General features: G+C 66.0%; 16 protein-coding genes. 10 read left to right on the forward strand and 6 right to left on the reverse strand.

Going from position 1 to position 13,681, the window contains the following annotated elements; genetic code table 11:
* The first annotated feature begins 138 nt into the window (after positions 1-138).
* From C8C96_RS15080 to C8C96_RS15095, 4 genes are all read left to right on the forward strand, one after another.
* A complete protein-coding gene (locus tag C8C96_RS15080; protein ID WP_121942806.1) occupies positions 139-630 on the forward strand; it encodes a BON domain-containing protein in 492 nt (163 codons plus the stop codon).
* 100 nt (positions 631-730) lie between these two features.
* Positions 731-1,969, forward strand: coding sequence for a PLP-dependent transferase (locus tag C8C96_RS15085; protein ID WP_121942807.1), 1,239 nt, complete (start codon positions 731-733; stop codon positions 1,967-1,969).
* A 104-nt stretch (positions 1,970-2,073) separates the two neighbouring features.
* A complete protein-coding gene (locus tag C8C96_RS15090) occupies positions 2,074-2,943 on the forward strand; it encodes a DUF2189 domain-containing protein (protein ID WP_233584245.1) in 870 nt (289 codons plus the stop codon).
* Between the two features lie 47 nt (positions 2,944-2,990).
* Complete coding sequence (locus C8C96_RS15095; RefSeq protein ID WP_082564946.1) at positions 2,991-3,170, forward strand: hypothetical protein; 180 nt, start codon at positions 2,991-2,993, stop codon at positions 3,168-3,170.
* A 181-nt stretch (positions 3,171-3,351) separates the two neighbouring features.
* Here the strand turns inward: C8C96_RS15095 and C8C96_RS15100 are convergent, their stop codons facing one another.
* Entirely contained in the window at positions 3,352-4,032 is a 681-nt protein-coding gene (locus tag C8C96_RS15100) for an arylesterase (RefSeq protein WP_121942808.1), read from the reverse strand.
* A 15-nt stretch (positions 4,033-4,047) separates the two neighbouring features.
* Here C8C96_RS15100 and C8C96_RS15105 point away from each other — a divergent pair, with 15 nt between their 5' ends.
* The 4 genes from C8C96_RS15105 to C8C96_RS15120 all read left to right on the forward strand — a co-directional run bounded on the left by C8C96_RS15105 (position 4,048) and on the right by C8C96_RS15120 (position 7,726).
* Positions 4,048-4,749, forward strand: a complete 702-nt coding sequence (locus C8C96_RS15105; RefSeq protein ID WP_121942809.1) for an ABC transporter ATP-binding protein — start codon at positions 4,048-4,050, stop codon at positions 4,747-4,749.
* A 117-nt stretch (positions 4,750-4,866) separates the two neighbouring features.
* A complete protein-coding gene (rlmB, locus tag C8C96_RS15110) occupies positions 4,867-5,613 on the forward strand; it encodes a 23S rRNA (guanosine(2251)-2'-O)-methyltransferase RlmB (protein ID WP_056063133.1) in 747 nt (248 codons plus the stop codon).
* A gap of 34 nt (positions 5,614-5,647) precedes the next feature.
* Positions 5,648-6,373 carry an NAD-dependent deacylase gene (locus C8C96_RS15115; protein WP_121942810.1) on the forward strand — a complete coding sequence of 242 codons (726 nt, stop codon included), beginning with the start codon at positions 5,648-5,650 and terminating at the stop codon, positions 6,371-6,373.
* 186 nt (positions 6,374-6,559) lie between these two features.
* Complete coding sequence (locus C8C96_RS15120; RefSeq protein WP_121942811.1) at positions 6,560-7,726, forward strand: ABC transporter substrate-binding protein; 1,167 nt, start codon at positions 6,560-6,562, stop codon at positions 7,724-7,726.
* A 90-nt stretch (positions 7,727-7,816) separates the two neighbouring features.
* On the opposite strand, the gene C8C96_RS15125 is transcribed toward C8C96_RS15120, so the two are convergent.
* The 3 genes from C8C96_RS15125 to C8C96_RS15135 form a co-directional block, all read right to left on the reverse strand.
* Complete coding sequence (locus C8C96_RS15125; RefSeq protein WP_121942812.1) at positions 7,817-8,773, reverse strand: aldo/keto reductase; 957 nt, start codon at positions 8,771-8,773, stop codon at positions 7,817-7,819.
* Positions 8,774-8,850: 77 nt separating this feature from the next.
* Complete coding sequence (locus tag C8C96_RS15130; protein WP_199170816.1) at positions 8,851-9,465, reverse strand: chromate transporter; 615 nt, start codon at positions 9,463-9,465, stop codon at positions 8,851-8,853.
* Positions 9,462-10,058 carry a chromate transporter gene (locus C8C96_RS15135; RefSeq protein WP_121944036.1) on the reverse strand — a complete coding sequence of 199 codons (597 nt, stop codon included), beginning with the start codon at positions 10,056-10,058 and terminating at the stop codon, positions 9,462-9,464. The genes C8C96_RS15130 and C8C96_RS15135 overlap by 4 nt, the downstream gene beginning before the upstream one ends.
* Positions 10,059-10,314: 256 nt before the next feature.
* Between C8C96_RS15135 and C8C96_RS15140 the strand changes: the two genes are divergently transcribed.
* On the forward strand, positions 10,315-11,160 hold the full coding sequence (locus C8C96_RS15140; protein ID WP_056744619.1) for a fumarylacetoacetate hydrolase family protein: 846 nt from the start codon (positions 10,315-10,317) through the stop codon (positions 11,158-11,160).
* A 76-nt stretch (positions 11,161-11,236) separates the two neighbouring features.
* Here the strand turns inward: C8C96_RS15140 and C8C96_RS15145 are convergent, their stop codons facing one another.
* The gene (locus C8C96_RS15145) at positions 11,237-11,521 is read right to left on the reverse strand and encodes a DUF6150 family protein (protein ID WP_121942813.1); all 285 of its coding nucleotides are present in this window, start codon (positions 11,519-11,521) and stop codon (positions 11,237-11,239) included.
* A 237-nt stretch (positions 11,522-11,758) separates the two neighbouring features.
* On the opposite strand from C8C96_RS15145, the gene C8C96_RS15150 reads away from it, so the two are divergent.
* Positions 11,759-12,466 carry a VIT family protein gene (locus C8C96_RS15150; RefSeq protein ID WP_121942814.1) on the forward strand — a complete coding sequence of 236 codons (708 nt, stop codon included), beginning with the start codon at positions 11,759-11,761 and terminating at the stop codon, positions 12,464-12,466.
* 111 nt (positions 12,467-12,577) lie between these two features.
* Here C8C96_RS15150 and C8C96_RS15155 read toward each other — a convergent pair whose 3' ends face one another.
* Positions 12,578-13,639 carry a phytanoyl-CoA dioxygenase family protein gene (locus C8C96_RS15155; RefSeq protein WP_233584246.1) on the reverse strand — a complete coding sequence of 354 codons (1,062 nt, stop codon included), beginning with the start codon at positions 13,637-13,639 and terminating at the stop codon, positions 12,578-12,580.
* Positions 13,640-13,681 lie beyond the last annotated feature (42 nt).

Here is a 13,681-nt window from a genome sequence, read left to right on the forward strand (position 1 = left end):
TTGTCACCCGCTCCGCAGGGACTGCGGCCGATGCGCGGCTGGCGTTGCCGTCCTACAAGCACTTCGGCGATGTCCGACCCGCAAGCCGCGGCCCGCTGCCTACAGTGAGGCCATGTTTCAACCGCAAGGAGTCATTGCATGAACCCCAAGAATCTGATCGACCGTCCCGCCCATCGCGTTGCGAGCATTCTGGCCGTGAGTGCCCTGGCCCTGGGCCTGGCCGCCTGCAACAAGACCGAAGAGCCCACCGTGGGCCAGCGACTGGACTCTGCCGTCGAAAAGACCGAACAAGCCGCAGCTGACGCCCGTGTGAAGGCCGAGGGCGCGATGCAGAACGCAGAGGCCAAGATGGAGCAGGGCGCGGCCAATGCGGAAGCCACGGCCAAGCAGGCAGCCAACTCCGCCAAGGGCGTCATCGACGATGCCACCATCACCGCCCAGGTGAGCGCGGGCCTGGCCAAGGACCCCGACCTGAGCGCCGTCAAGATCAACGTAGACACTGTCAACGGCAAGGTCACGCTGAACGGGCCCGCACCCTCTACGGTGGCCCGTGAACGCGCCGAGACCATCGCCAAGGGCGTGAGTGGCGTGACCTCGGTGAACAACCAGCTGATCGTGACGGCTGGTTAATGCCAACCTGCAGGGCTTGTGGTGCATGCATCCCAAGCCCTGCGGTGTGATCGCCAATCGATCTAAGCGCCGCCCGGGTCACTCCGGGCGGCGCGCTACCATGGCTGGCATGAAAGACCACGACATTGATCTTGCCACCCATATCGTCCACCACGACTACCAGCCTCCCGCCGGGTTTGTAGCCCCCCAACCGGGGGTTTTCAAGGCCTCCACCGTCATCTTTCCCAGCGTTGCGGCCATGCGCTCGCGCGAGTGGAAAGACAAAAGCGGCTACACCTACGGGCTGCACGGTACGCCCACGACCTTCATCCTCGAAGAGCGCCTGTGTGCGCTGGAGGGCGGTCTGCAGTGTGTGCTGGTGCCCAGTGGCTTGGCGGCGATTGCCAACGTGGGGTTGGCGCTCCTCAAGCCGGGCGATGAGGTGCTGATTCCCGACAACGCCTACGGGCCCGGCAAGGATCTGGCCAATGGCGAACTCGCCCGGTTCGGGGTCACCCATGTGTTTTACGACCCGTTGGATCCGGCCGACCTGGCAGCCCGCATCACGCCAGCCACCCGTCTGGTTTGGCTGGAGGCGCCGGGCTCTGTCAGCATGGAGTTTCCGGACCTGTGCGAGCAGGTGCGCATTTGCCGCGATAGGGGCGTGACAAGCGCGCTGGACAACACCTGGGGCGCGGGCCTGGCGTTTGCGCCCTTTGACCTGACCGGCGACGGCAGCCTGGGGGTGGACATTTCGGCCCATGCGCTCACCAAGTATCCGAGCGGTGGAGGTGACGTGCTCATGGGCAGCGTGATCACGCGCGACCCGGGCCTGCACATGAAGATCAAGCTGACGCACATGCGGCTGGGACTGGGTGTAGGAGCCAACGACGCCGAGGCCGTGCTGCGTGCGCTGCCCAGCATCGGACTGCGCTATCGCGCCCACGATGACGCAGCCCGCCACCTGGCGCGGTGGTGTCAGCAGCAACCCGCCATTGCGCAAGTGCTGCACCCCGCGCTGGAAGGCGCGCCCGGCCATGCACACTGGAAGGGCCTGTGCGGTGCTGCGCACGGCGGGCAGGGGCAGGCAGCTGGCCTGTTCAGCGTGATGATCGACGCCCGGTACACGCAACAGCAGGTGGATGCCTTCTGCGACGGCTTGCGCTTGTTCAAACTGGGCTACAGCTGGGGCGGCCCCATGAGCCTGGTCGTCCCTTACAACATTGCCAGCATGCGCAGTCGGCCGCCCGCCCATTTGAAGCCGGGCACGCTGGTGCGGTTTTCGATCGGCCTGGAGGCTGTGGAGGATCTGCGGCGCGACCTGCAACAAGCGATGGAACGCGCCTTCACCCAGGGCTGAGCGGCCTCGGCAGGGATCCGGTGCGGCCCACTGCCGCTGGATTTCGTGTGGGATACGGGCTTTCCTCAGTGGCGCAGCCGAACGGGCGGGCTTAGTGTGGCGGAATGAACGCGACATCCTCCAAGCGTGCGCCGGACACCCTTGGCACCCCAGACACCTCCGAGGCCCGGCAGGCGGAGGCCATTGCCGACCGCGTGAAGGCCCAGACCGCGCAGCCCGTGCAGCTGCAGCCGTTGCGCGTGGCTGACCCCTTCCGGTGGCTGCGGCGCGGCCTGGACGATGTGCGCGCCGCGCCGGGCATTGCTGTTTTCTATGGCGTCTGCTTCTGGGTCATGGCGGGGGTGCTGGGCTGGGTGTTCCGCACGCGGCCTGAATACACCATGTCGCTCGCCAGTGGTTGTCTGCTGGTGGGGCCTTTTCTGGCCATGGGGCTGTATGACGCCAGCCGTCGGCGCGAGGCGAGCCTGAAGCCGCAGCTGAGCGAATCCCTTACCTGCTGGGACAGCCACATGGGCAGCATGGGCATGCTGGTGCTGGTGCTGGTGGTGCTGGAGCTGCTTTGGGGCAGGGCCTCGCTGGTGGTGTTTGCCGTGTTCTTCAACACCGGCATGCCCTCGACCACCGGCGTGCTGCAGGCGGTGTTCAACCCGCAGAACTGGAGCTTTGTGGCGGTGTACACGGTGGTGGGCGGTGTGTTTGCGGCGCTGGTGTTTTCCACCTCCGTGGTGTCCATCCCCATGATTCTGGACCGCGACACCGATGCGCTGACTGCGGGCATCACCAGCATGCGTGTGGTGATTGAAAACCCCGGCGTGATGCTGCTGTGGGGGGCATTGATCACCCTCATCGTGGCCGTCTCGCTGTGGTTTTGGGGGGTGGGCCTGGTGCTGGCGGGGCCTGTGCTGGGCTTTGCCAGCTGGCATGCGTACCGAGCTGCCGTCATTCCGCTGCAGCGCACCCCGGCAGGGGCCTAAAAACCCCGTCCTGTTACAGTGAGTCTCAACTTCAGGAAGCAACTACCTTGGCAACACCCAACTACGGATACGAAAAACGCCAGCGCGAACTCGCCAAAAAACAAAAAAAGGAAGAGAAGCTGAGGGCCAAAACACAGCGCAGGCCGAACGATCCGCAAGGGGATGACCAGCCCGCTGATGACCAGCCAGCGGGCGCTGCAGGCCATCCCGAGCAGCCTGCAGGCTGAGTGACCTGGCTGCGTCACAGGGGTCCGCTGCACCAATCGCCGCGCCCTGTGCATCTGCGGTCTCTGGCGGTCTGCAGCGTTGCAGATACTCGCAATAGCTACGGCTATTGCTGCGTTTTTCGCCTGGCAGCCCCTCCCGATCCGCAGCGCACACTGACCGCTCGATGCGTGCAGCGAATCCCTAACGCAGCAGCTTTTTGAGCTCTGGCCACACGTTGGCCAGCATTTGCGGATGCGCTTCGGCGCGAGGGTGAATGCGGTCGGGCTGGAACAGGCGGGTCGGGTCCGGTCCGTCAGCCACACCCTTCAAGAAAAATGGCACCACAGCCGCCTTGTGGGTCTGCGCCACGGTGGTGAAGAGGCCCGCAAACTTGTTCGCGTAGTCGGTGCCATAGTTGGGTGGCACCTGCATACCCACCAGCAAGACCTTGGCCCCGGCCTTTTGCGCCGCCTGGGTCATCCAGGCCAGGTTCTCTTCGGTGTTCTTGAGCGGCAGGCCGCGCAGGGCATCGTTGCCCCCCAGTTCAATCACCACATGGCTGGGCTTGTGATGCGCGAGCAGTGCAGCCAGGCGCGAGCGGCCGCCCGAGGTGGTCTCGCCGCTCACGCTGGCATTGACCACGGTGGCTGCGAGCTTGTCTTGCGCCAGTTGTTTTTCCAGCAGTGCCACCCAGCCCGTGCCCCGCGCTAGGCCGTATTCGGCGCTGAGCGAGTCCCCCAGCACCAGAATCACCGAAGAGCGTCCGGCAGTCCCTGCCTTGGCGGCGGCCTGCGCAAAGGCTGTGGGCGCACAAAGCCCCATCACCAGGCCGATAGACGCGCTCAGGATAAAGTGGCGCCGTTGCTGCAGATTGCGAATCAAAGTAAAGAGCCTTTCATGTCCGAACCCTCCCCGCTGCCCAAGACACCGCCCGCCACCCCCATCATTGCCGTGGAGCATGTGTTCAAGTCGGTGACGGATTCCACCGGAACCCTCGACATTCTGCGGGATATCGATTTCCGCCTGGCTGCCAGGGAAACGGCGGCCATCGTCGGCGCCTCGGGCTCGGGCAAGAGCACGCTGCTGTCCATCATCGCGGGGCTCGATACCCCCACGCGCGGAACGGTGCGGCTGGACGGCCACGACCTGTTTGCCATCGATGAAGATGCGCGGGCTGCATGGCGGGCCCAGAAGGTGGGTTTTGTGTTCCAGAGCTTTCAGCTCATGGGCAACCTCACAGCGCTGGAGAACGTGATGCTGCCGCTGGAGCTGGCCGACCGCCGCGATGCACGCAAGGCCGCCACCGAGATGCTGGCGCGCGTAGGACTGGGGCAGCGCCTGTCGCACTACCCCAAGGTGCTGTCGGGCGGCGAGCAGCAGCGCGTGGCCCTGGCCCGGGCATTTGTGGTGCAGCCTGCCGTGCTGCTGGCCGACGAGCCCACGGGCAGCCTGGACTTTGCGACCGGCGAAACCATCATGAAGCTCATGTTCGAGCTCAACCGCGAGTTGGGCACAACGCTGGTGCTGGTGACCCACGACCGCGCGATCGCCGCGCAGTGCGAGCGGCGCATCACGATCGATGCAGGGCGCGTGGTGTGAGTGGTGGGTGGGGTTTTTGAGCGTTTTGGGCCGCAGGCGCTAGTGAAACATGCGCAAGCAGCTATGAATTTGATAGTGGTCTGAGGGAGTGGGCTGCGCCCAGCGGATAATCCCCCCATGTCCAGCCCCAAAGTTCTCTTCGGCTTTCACGCCGTGGGCGTGCGTCTGAAGACCGCGCCGCAATCCATCATCGAGATTTACTACGAAGCCACGCGCCGCGATGCGCGCATGCGCCAGTTTCTCGACCGTGCCCGCGAGGCCGGTGCCCGCCTCATCGAAGCCGACAGTGTGCGCATTGCCAAGCTGGCGGGCAGCCATGGCCACCAGGGGGTGGCCGCGCGCGTGGAGCCCGTGGCGCAGGTCACCTCGCTCGATGAGCTGCTGGAAAACCTCGAAGCTGCAGGCATCGAGCAGCCGCTGCTGCTGGTGCTGGACGGCGTGACCGACCCGCACAACCTGGGTGCCTGCCTGCGTGTGGCCGACGGCGCGGGTGCCCATGCCGTCATCGCCCCCAAGGACCACGCCGTGGGCATCAACGCCACCGTGGCCAAGGTGGCCAGCGGTGCGGCCGAGACCATGCCGTATTTCATGGTCACCAACCTCTCGCGCACCCTGAACGAACTCAAGGAGCGCAACATCTGGTGCATCGGCACCAGCGACGATGCGCCCAAGACCATTTATCAGGTGGACCTGAAAGGCCCCGTGGCCCTGGTGCTGGGCGCTGAGGGCGACGGCATGCGCCAGCTCACGCGCAAGACCTGCGACGAGCTGGTCAGCATCCCCATGAAGGGCGCGGTCGAGAGCCTGAACGTGTCCGTGGCCAGCGGCGTGTGCCTGTACGAGGCGCTGCGCCAGAGGACTTGATCCTCGGCCCGCTGGCTCCACCGAGGAAGGCACCATGCTGGACACCGTGAAAGCCTGGGTCCGGCAAAGCCAGCGCATCGCCGTGCTGACGGGCGCAGGGGTCAGCGCCGAATCTGGCGTGCCCACCTTCCGCGATGTGCAGACGGGCTACTGGGCGCAGTTTCTCCCCGAAGACATGGCGACCGAGGCAGGCTTTCGCGCCCACCCGCAGCGGGTGTGGGACTGGTACCAGTACCGGCGCGACCTGCTGGCTGGCGTGTCGCCCAACGCAGGGCATCTGGCGCTGGCCGACTTTCAGCGCCGCCACCCCGACCGCACCACCCTCATCACCCAGAACGTGGACGGGCTGCACCAACGCGCGGGCAGCACCGGCGTGCTGTGCCTGCACGGCGACATTTTTCAGGACCGCTGGCTCGACACCCCGCGCAACTGCTGCTTCATCGACCACGCAGTGGCCGGCCACCCGTCGTACTGCGACCGCTGCGGCAACCTGCTGCGTCCGGGCGTGGTGTGGTTTGGCGAGCCTTTGCCGCTGGCGACGTTGGAGGCCGCCGAACAGGCGGCCAACCAGTGCGACCTGATGCTGGTGGTGGGCACGGCCGGTGCGGTGTACCCCGCAGCCGGTCTGGCCCACCAGGCTCGGGCCGCCGGTGCCAGGGTGGTGGTGCTCAACCCCGCGCCCAGTGCGTTGGACGATGTAGCGCACGCGGTGCTGCGCGGCACGGCGGCGACGGTGCTGCCGCAGTTGCTGGGCGATTGAGCGGGTGTGCGTGGCGCAGGCGCTCAGCCCCGGGTTGCGCGGTGCTGCAGGGGCTCACACGCTGTCGAATCCCGGTAGAAACCCTGATTTGACGTACTCCTGCCACCCTTTGTCGCACAGCTGACAGGCGGGGAGGCGCTCTGGCCGGTAGCCTGCCCCACCTTTGTTTTATCTGCCCTGCACACCATGAGCCGTCGCCACTTTCTTTTGCGTGCCACCCAGGCCGTTGCCGCCACTGGCCTGCCCGCATGGGCCCACACCGCGATGGCGGCCGAGGAGGCGTTGACTGCGCGCTCCATCACCCTGGGCTGTTCCATTGCCCTGACGGGCCCGCTCGGCCAGGCCGGCATCGAGCAGGTGGCGGGCATGAAGGCCGCGTTTGCCGAGGTGAATGCCGCTGGCGGCGTGTTGGGCCGCGAGATCCGCATGGAGGTCAAGGACGACGGCTACGTGGCTGCGCGCACGCTCAAGAACGTGACCGACATGGTCGATGCGCAGTCGGTGTTCGCGCTCATCTCGCCGCTGGGCACGGCCAACACCGCGTCCATCCTGCCGCTCATCGAGTCCAAGGGCATTCCTACGGTGGGCCCGGTGACCGGTGCCACGTCGCTGCGTGCAGCAGCCAACAAGCACGTGTTCTTCTTGCGCCCCAGCTACCGCGAGGAGACACAGCGCCTGGTCAAGCAGATCGTGGACATGGGCCTCAAGCGCATTGCCGTGGTGTACCTGGACAACCCGTTTGGCAAAGAGGTGCTCAAGGACATGTCTGCGGCGCTGGATGAGATCAAGGTCGAGCGCGGCGGCGAGTTTGCGCTGGCCGTGGACGGCAAAAATGGCGCCGAGCTGGCCGACAAGGTGGCGGCAGAGCGCCCCGGTGCCGTGCTGCTGGCCACCACGGGCACGGCCAACACCGCGTTTGTGCAGGCTTTCCGTGCCAAGGCGCAGGGCGTGCCGCTCGCAGGCCTGTCTGTCACGGTGATCTCGTCAGAGCTGCCCAAGCTGGCTGCGTCCACGCGCGGGCTGGCGCTGGTGCAGGTGTTCCCGGATGCCAACTCGCAAAAATCGGTGGTGGTGCGCAAGTTCCAGAGCACCATGAAGGCCACGGGGGGTGATCCTGCGTTCTTGAACAGCGGCAGCGCGCTGGAAGGCTGGCTCAACGCCCAGATCATGATCGAAGGCCTGAAGAACGCAGGCAAGGAGCCCACGCGCGAACGCCTGCGCGCCGGGCTGATGGCCATCCGGTCTCTGTCGTTTGGCGACTTCAACGTGGGCTTTAGCAACAAGGCGCCGTACATCGGCTCGGACGCCATCTACCTGGCGATCTACGCGGAGAACGGTCGCCGGATCAGCTGATGGGCTGAGGGGGCGTCATTCCATTCGCCACGTAACCCGTCAAGCCATACGCCTAGGGCCCGCGCACGCGCGGGTTCTTTTTTGTTGGGTTCAGCCTTGGGCGCTGGCAGCGTCCAGCTGGGACAGTGCATCGCTGTCCAGTTGCAGCCGGGTGGCCTTGACCAGCTCATGTAGCTGGGCCACCGACGTGGCGCTGGCAATGGGTGCGGTGATGCCCGGTTGCACCATCTGCCAGGCCACGGCCACTTGGCCGGGCGTGGCGTTGTAGCGGTGTGCGACGGCGTCCAGCGCCGCCAGAATGCGCAGCCCCCGGTCGTTGAGGTACTTGGCCGTGGTGTTGGCGCCGCGTGCGCTCTTGGCGGCGTCGGCTGCCGTGCGGTATTTGCCGGTGAGGAACCCGGCTGCCAGCGCGTAGAAGTTGATCACGCCGACCTGCTGCTGCACACACAGCGGCTGCAGCGCGTCTTCAAACACGGCGCGGTCGTACAGGTTGAACAGCGGCTGCAGGCTTTCGTAGCGGGGCAAGCCCAGGCGTTCGCTGGTCTGCAGCGCCTCCTGCAAGCGCGCGGCGCTGTAGTTGGAGGCGCCAATGGCACGCACTTTGCCGGCCCGGATCAGGTCGGCATACGCGCCCAGCGTGTCGGCCAGCGGCACGGTGGTGTCGTCGTCGTGTGACTGGTACAGGTCGATGTGGTCGGTCTGCAGCCGCTGCAGCGATGCCTCCACCGCCTGGCGGATGTAGGCGGGGCGCAGGCCCACCTTGCCATCCCCCATGTCCTTGCCCACCTTGGTGGCCAGCACGATGCGATGGCGCTTTCCGCTGCGCTTGAGCCAGCGGCCGATCACCGATTCGGATTCGCCCCCGGTGTGCCCCGGTGCCCAGCGCGAGTACACATCGGCGGTGTCGATGAAGTTGAAGCCTGCGTCCACCCACGCGTCGAGCAGTGCGAACGAGGTGGCTTCATCGGCCGTCCAGCCAAACACATTGCCGCCAAAACACAAGGGCGAGACCTGCAGGCCCGAGCGGCCGAGGGAACGGAGTTGCATGGATGTGCCTTTCAAAAAAGAGAAAGAAATCGTGCCAGTTGCCGGGGTTGCGCAGCGCACCCCGGCCACCCAAAGCCTCAGACCAGCCCCAGTGCACCCAGCAGCGCACCGGCGCCCAGCATCCACAGCAGGTGCAGCTTGGTGCGCCAGACCAGCACCGTGGCTGTGGCGGTCAGCAGCCACAGGGGCCAGTCGGTGGTCCATTCGCCATGGGCGCGCGCCAGCACCCAGGACGTAGCCACCAGCAGGCCGATCACCACCGGGGCCATGCCTTGCTTGAACGCGCGTACGCCGCGCCGCTCGCGGTTGCGGTGGCCCCAGCGCGTGGCCGTCCAGGTCAGCAGGCTGCTGGGCAGCATCACGCCCAGCATGCACACCGCCATGCCCAGCGCGCCCAGCAGCCAGCCAGCCACACCGGGGCCGCCTGCATTGATGCCCACGTTCCAGCCCAGCAGGGCGATGAACAGCACGTTGGGGCCCGGTGCGGCCTGGGCGATGGCGATGGAGGCGTTGAACTGCGGGTCGGTCAGCCACGCCTGGCGCTCGACCAGAAAGCGATGCATGTCGGGCGCGGTGGCAATGGCGCCACCCACCGCCAGCAGCGACAGCGACAGGTAGTACAGGAACAGGTTGAACCAGTCGCCGATGCTCAGGGCCATCAAGGGAGCGGTGAGGGGGGCGGTGCTGCTCATGGTGCGAGCTTTCTCCAGGTCAGCAGGCAGGCGGCCCCGCCGATCACCGGCAGGATCCAGAACAGCGGCCAGCGCAGCCAGGCCATGGCCACGATGGTCAGCGCCGTGATGGCCAGGCACAGGGGGCGGCCGAGCGGATGGTTGCGGATGGAGACAAACAGCTTGATACCCACCCCGGCAATCAGGCCTGCCGCCACGGCCCCCAAGCCACGCAACGCGCCTGCCACGGCCGGTTGGGCAGAGAACTGCGCATACACCACCGCCAGCGCCAGCACCAGCATCAGCGGAAACGTCAGCATGCCCGCCAGCGCGGCAAACGCGCCGCGCAGGCCAAAGTAGCGGTCCCCGATCATGATGCTGAGGTTGACCACGTTGGGGCCCGGCATGATCTGCGCCACGGCCCAGTCTTCGACAAACTCTTCGTTCGTCATCCAGCGTTTTTTCTCCACCAGTTCGCGCTGCACGACCGCCAGAACACCGCCAAAACCCTGCAGCGCCAGCCAGGTGAAGGACCAGAACAGATCGGTCGGGTTGCGGGGCTGCGGGCGCGCAGGTGTTTCGGTGGGGGGGGGTGAGGCGGTGGCGGGTGCCATGGGTGCAAGATTCAGTGAAAAGTGGCTGATGCGCCGGTAATTCATGCCTTGATAGCTATCATTGTGATAGCTGTTCGGTGATGCGGCGGCCCCCGTGATGTTACGCGCGCATGGGGCGGTGCGCTGGCGTCGGGGCGTCGTCATCGGGCAAGCCCGGGGCGGCCATTGGTGCACGCGCGCAAGGCGGTGTGCCGCTATGCTGCCGGGTGGTACGCCCCCCGGGCCCTGGATTCATCCATAGAGACAAGGACACCCCATGAAACTCATTCGATACGGCCAGCCTGGTGCAGAACGCCCCGGTCTGGTGGACGCCCAAGGCACGCTGCGCGACCTGTCCATGCTGTTGCCTGATATCGGCCCCGCGCAGCTCAGCCCGCGCGCCCTGTCGGCGCTGGCCGCCATTGACGCGCGCCGCCTGCCTGCCGTCTATGGCTCGCCCCGCCTGGGCAGTCCGGTGGGCGGCGTGGGCAAGATCGTGTGTGTGGGCCTCAACTATGCCGACCACGCCAAGGAGGCGGGCATGCAGCCGCCCGCCGAGCCAGTGCTGTTCATGAAGGCCGTGACCGCCCTGAGTGGCCCCAACGATGATGTGCGGATACCGCCCGGCGCCACCAAGACCGACTGGGAGGTGGAGCTGGGCATCGTCATCGGCACCCGCGCCCGCCATGTGTCCGAGGCCGACGCGCTGGCCCATGTCGCTGGTTATGTGCTGGCCAACGATGTGTCCGAGCGCGCCTGGCAGTTGGAGCGTGGCGGGCAGTGGGACAAGGGCAAGAGCTACGACACCTTCGCGCCCATTGGCCCCTGGCTGGTGACGGCCGATGAGGTGGCCGACCCCCACGCCATCGACCTGTGGCTGGAGGTGAATGGCCAACGTGTGCAAAACGGCAGCACGCGCAATTTCATTTTTGGCGTGCCCACCGTGGTGTCGTACATCAGCCAGTTCATGACCCTGGAGCCGGGTGACCTCATCCTGACCGGCACGCCTGCAGGCGTGGGCCTGGGGCAAAAGCCCGCGCCGTGGTTCCTCAAGCCTGGTGATGTGGTGCGCCTGGGCGCCACGGGGCTGGGCGAGCAGCTGCAAAAGTACGTGGGTGGGTGAGGCTGGCTGAGACCAGCAGGAGCGTAGTGTGGTCACGCACACCCGAGCGGCTTTGTGACAGGCCCATCGGGCTTCGTCAGGCCAGCTTGCCCTTGAGCGCATGCCCCTGGGTGCGCCAGCCCGCTTGGTCTGCATGGGCCACTTTGAAGACCTTGAGGTCCGCCTGGCTCTCGCGCTTGACCTTTAATATTTTGAAGCTGGCCTGGTTCTCGTAGTTCACAAAGAACCAGGACGCATCGCCTGTGGCCTGCGTGGCGTAGGCGACCTCGTGCCAGCACAGGTCGGCCTGGCTCTCGTAGGCCACTTCGCACACGCGTGCATCGGCCTGGTTCTCGTATTTCACTTCCAGAATTTTGGCCACGGGCGTCCTTTGGGTTTTAGGTCTGCTAGCGCTGGGAGCCTGCAAACGGCAGCCCTTTGCCGGTTTCAGCCGAGAGGTGGGCGGCAGCGCGACCCACCAAGATAATCCAAAACCGCTGGCATCGTGCTGGCAGCGGTGCAAGAGGATGTAAGAGCCCGCTGCGGCTACCTGTTGGTTTGGCTTGTCGGGAGTGTGCATGTATGGTGCTGGCTTGTACCTTTGACTTTGGAAGCCCCCATGCCCCATACCGCGCGCCGTGCTCATACCGAGGGCCACCGTTCTGACCGCATTGGCTGGCTACGCGCCGCGGTGCTGGGGGCCAATGACGGCATCGTCTCCACCGCCAGCCTGGTGGTGGGCGTGGCGGCTGCGCAATCGAGCCAGTCCACCATCGTGGTGACGGCGGTCGCTGGGCTGGTGGCGGGCGCCATGTCGATGGCGGCGGGCGAATATGTGTCGGTGCATTCGCAGGCCGACACCGAAAAGGCAGACCTTGACCGCGAGCGCGCGGAGCTGGCCACAGACCCCGCGGCCGAGGCGCGCGAACTGACCGCCATCTACGTCGGCCGGGGCCTGACCCCCGAGCTGGCCCAGCAGGTGTCAGTGCAGCTGATGGCGCACGACGCACTGGGCGCACACGCGCGGGACGAGTTGAATGTGTCCCCGGCACTCGCTGCCCGTCCGGTGCAAGCTGCCCTTACATCAGCTGCCAGCTTTGCGGTAGGAGCAGCACTGCCGCTGGCTGTTGCCGTGGTGGCGCCCGCCAGCAGCCTGCTGTATGCGGTGGCGGGCTCGGCGCTGATCTTTTTGGCGCTGCTGGGGGCTGTGGCAGCGCGCACAGGTGGCGCAAGCATGGCCGTGGGGGCCTGGCGCGTGACCTTCTGGGGGGCTCTGGCCATGGCCATTACGGCGGGGGTGGGTGCATGGTTTGGGGCGCGGGTGTGATGTCCGCTGGAGCGTACGGCTCAAAATGGCTCAAAGTGCTTGATTTATATGCCTTGAATGCTATGAATTTTCTGGTTTTTGCTGCGCCTGCTGTGCTCCTTCCCCCGCACTTCAAACCCAGTGTTCATGACAGGGCACGTGAGCAGGTGTCAGGTTGATGTACTGCACCAGCCGCGGCCGTGTGCCCCGATTGGGGCTGGGGCCGTGGGGCAGGGCCTGGTGCCAGATCACCAGGTCGCCTGCATCGGCTCCGATGGGCGTGGCGCCCAGGGCTTGCAGGTCTTGCTGGCGGGGGGCGGCATCCGCGGGGAGCTGGCTCAGCCAGTCACCCACGCGGCGATGAAATCCCGGCACCAGGGTGAGGGCGCCTTGTTCGGGGGGCGTGTCGGTCAGGTACAGGATGCCTTGGGTGGCAAAGGGTATGGGCTGGTAGAGGCTCACATCCCAGTGCATGCCCTGGCCCCCGTAGGGGTAGCCGGGACGCTCGGGCGCGTTGAAGCCGCACCGGTCGGTGCTGCGCCATAGGTCGGCTGTGCCCCATAGCTGGGCGAACGCCTTGTGGATGCGCAGGGAGCGGCGGTTGACTTCAAATGCTGGGTGTTGAAACAGCTGCACCATGGTGTTGCGTGGGGCGTGGGCATACCAGGATTGCGCATCTGCAGGGTCTGCCCGCACTGCGTCCCACACCACCTGCGCTGCCGCAGCGCTGTCGGCTGCGGGGACGGCTTGGCGCACGACCACATAGCCATGCGTTTCCCAGTGGGCCAGGTCGTCGGCATCCAGCACCGGCTCCATGGCATCGATGTGGGCGTGAAGTTCCACAAAGGCTTGCGGTGCAGGATGGCCTTCCACAAGCGCTTGAAGTCGCTCCACGGTGATTGCGTCGGGCACGCCCGCCGTGCGGACGATCCAGTCTTCAAAGGTTGCAAAGTCTGGGGCCTGGCGCATCACGTACTGCATGGTTTGCTCCAACCCCACACCCAGCGCTGACAGCACGATCTGCGTGCGGTGGGCTTCAGCTTGCGCACCTGCTGCAACCAGCCCCTGCCGGGTTGACATCCAGCGCGCCCAGCAGCGCTTGATGTGTGGGACTTGCAGGGCGCCCACCTCCGCATCGTGCGGCAAGGATGCATGGGAAGGCGCGAGTATGGATTTTTGGATGGGGGTGTACATGGATGGACGCAGAAGGCTAAGACGGTTCAGTGTGGTCAAACA

The organism is Acidovorax sp. 100, assembly GCF_003688355.1.
Classification (GTDB): Bacteria; Pseudomonadota; Gammaproteobacteria; order Burkholderiales; family Burkholderiaceae_C; genus Acidovorax; species Acidovorax delafieldii.

Bases quoted from the DNA above. Each gene is read 5' to 3' on its own strand.
- C8C96_RS15130 (WP_199170816.1), bottom strand. From the start codon at position 9,465: ATGAGCAGCACCGCCCCCCTCACCGCTCCCTTGATGGCCCTGAGCATC.
- C8C96_RS15080 (WP_121942806.1), top strand. From the start codon at position 139: ATGAACCCCAAGAATCTGATCGACCGTCCCGCCCATCGCGTTGCGAGC.
- C8C96_RS15085 (WP_121942807.1), top strand. From the start codon at position 731: ATGGCTGGCATGAAAGACCACGACATTGATCTTGCCACCCATATCGTC.
- C8C96_RS15120 (WP_121942811.1), top strand. From the start codon at position 6,560: ATGAGCCGTCGCCACTTTCTTTTGCGTGCCACCCAGGCCGTTGCCGCC.
- C8C96_RS15125 (WP_121942812.1), bottom strand. From the start codon at position 8,773: ATGCAACTCCGTTCCCTCGGCCGCTCGGGCCTGCAGGTCTCGCCCTTG.
- C8C96_RS15090 (WP_233584245.1), top strand. From the start codon at position 2,074: ATGAACGCGACATCCTCCAAGCGTGCGCCGGACACCCTTGGCACCCCA.
- rlmB (WP_056063133.1), top strand. From the start codon at position 4,867: ATGTCCAGCCCCAAAGTTCTCTTCGGCTTTCACGCCGTGGGCGTGCGT.
- C8C96_RS15140 (WP_056744619.1), top strand. From the start codon at position 10,315: ATGAAACTCATTCGATACGGCCAGCCTGGTGCAGAACGCCCCGGTCTG.
- C8C96_RS15115 (WP_121942810.1), top strand. From the start codon at position 5,648: ATGCTGGACACCGTGAAAGCCTGGGTCCGGCAAAGCCAGCGCATCGCC.
- C8C96_RS15135 (WP_121944036.1), bottom strand. From the start codon at position 10,058: ATGGCACCCGCCACCGCCTCACCCCCCCCCACCGAAACACCTGCGCGC.
- C8C96_RS15155 (WP_233584246.1), bottom strand. From the start codon at position 13,639: ATGTACACCCCCATCCAAAAATCCATACTCGCGCCTTCCCATGCATCC.
- C8C96_RS15105 (WP_121942809.1), top strand. From the start codon at position 4,048: ATGTCCGAACCCTCCCCGCTGCCCAAGACACCGCCCGCCACCCCCATC.
- C8C96_RS15150 (WP_121942814.1), top strand. From the start codon at position 11,759: ATGCCCCATACCGCGCGCCGTGCTCATACCGAGGGCCACCGTTCTGAC.